This window comes from Staphylococcus sp. EG-SA-2 (genome assembly GCF_017152085.1).
Genome location: NZ_JACYHC010000780.1, coordinates 1 through 1411 on the forward strand (window position 1 = coordinate 1; position 1411 = coordinate 1411).

Annotated in this window: 3 protein-coding genes; all 3 read right to left on the reverse strand. The window is 34.0% G+C overall.

The window, feature by feature from the left end; translation table 11 throughout:
• A partial coding sequence (locus IDG60_RS14105; protein ID WP_206160819.1) for a hypothetical protein occupies positions 1–223 on the reverse strand: 223 nt, incomplete at its 3' end.
• A 45-nt stretch (positions 224–268) separates the two neighbouring features.
• Complete coding sequence (locus tag IDG60_RS14110; RefSeq protein WP_001000058.1) at positions 269–421, reverse strand: hypothetical protein; 153 nt, start codon at positions 419–421, stop codon at positions 269–271.
• Positions 414–1411, reverse strand: a 998-nt coding sequence (locus IDG60_RS14115; RefSeq protein ID WP_206160820.1) for a structural protein, incomplete at its 5' end; no start/stop codon positions are given. The genes IDG60_RS14110 and IDG60_RS14115, both read right to left, overlap by 8 nt.

The window sequence follows — 1411 nt, forward strand, 5'->3', positions numbered from 1 at the left end:
CAACTTTCACACCGTTTTGATTGCCTGTTAATTGATATAAAAGATTTAAAGTTTCAGCAATCTTTTTAGCGTTTTCCTCAGATTTAAAATCTTGTGCATAACTTGCTGAATCGGACGTTGTAAAACTGCCTACAAAATCTTGATACAAAACGCGCTCTGTTCCCTCTTTGTCAATTTGTACTAAAATAAATCTCTCTGTTTTTTTGATAATTTCATTTGCCATATTAAATGACCTCCTTAAATTTTTGTATAAAAATAGTGCCAAGGATTACTCTTCCTCAGCACTTTTGCTTTTTTCATTTTGTTCTTGTATATATGCTTTTAACATTGCATTTTCTTGTGTTAGTCTTGTGATTTCTTGCGATAAATAGTGAATTGTATATTGTGGATTGGCTTGTAAACCTTGATTGCTATCATTCATTTATTAATTCCTCCAGTTTTTCGATTTTTGATTGCTGGTTTTTAATAATAGGTATTAAATGAACCCAAAGTCTATCGTATGCGATACCTTCGATTTCTCCGTTGTCATCATAAATAACAAATTCATTAAATCCTAATTCTTCAACCTCTTCCGCTATTAAGCCAGTATGTCGACTAAGTTTAAAAGTATCATCAGATAACTTTTTACCACTTTCCAATTCTTTAGCCATTATTTCCGATTCATATTTGTCAAACCATGTACGAATTGGAAGCTTTAAAATCTCTTTTGAATGACTGAACTGATCGTCTTCATTGATGTATTGGTTTTCGATTGAAATTTTATACTTTTTGGCAGAAGTAGCACGCCCAATTGTTCCAGCAGAAGTAATGTGTAAGTTAGCAGGTGCTGAATAAGTACGCTTATAAATAGAATTAGAAGCGACTCTATCGCCAGCATTATCAGAACCTACCGCCAATAAATCATAACTTTGAATGCTAACGTAACTATTTCCATCTCTTCGTTTAACTAAGTTGAATTTGCCCATACCTGATTCAATTGTAGTGTCTCCGCCTGTAGCATAGTCACCATTAACGACTTGAACCAATCCTTTATTGCTACGTTTAGAAAATCTTAATCCAGCACCGTACTTATAGTTTTCATCTGAATCAAACATGATATAACCGTCAGTTTCGTATGCACTATCAGCGTTTGATAATGTGAATGCGAATCGGTTTAAACCAGGTTTATTTTTGGTGTTCGGAGATAAATATATCGGCGCTTCTCTACTTTCAATATTAGCTGAAGCATATGAATCGATAATAATTCGATTGTAGTCAGATGTTAAAGCGACTACACCGCCATAAGAATTGATTGTTATGCCATTCATACCGCTATCACTGTAAGTTTTATCCCACCATTGAATAGTACCGGATGAACCTCCGTCTTCGCCTTCTCCATCAATATATGTTGAAATACCAAAATGTGACATAT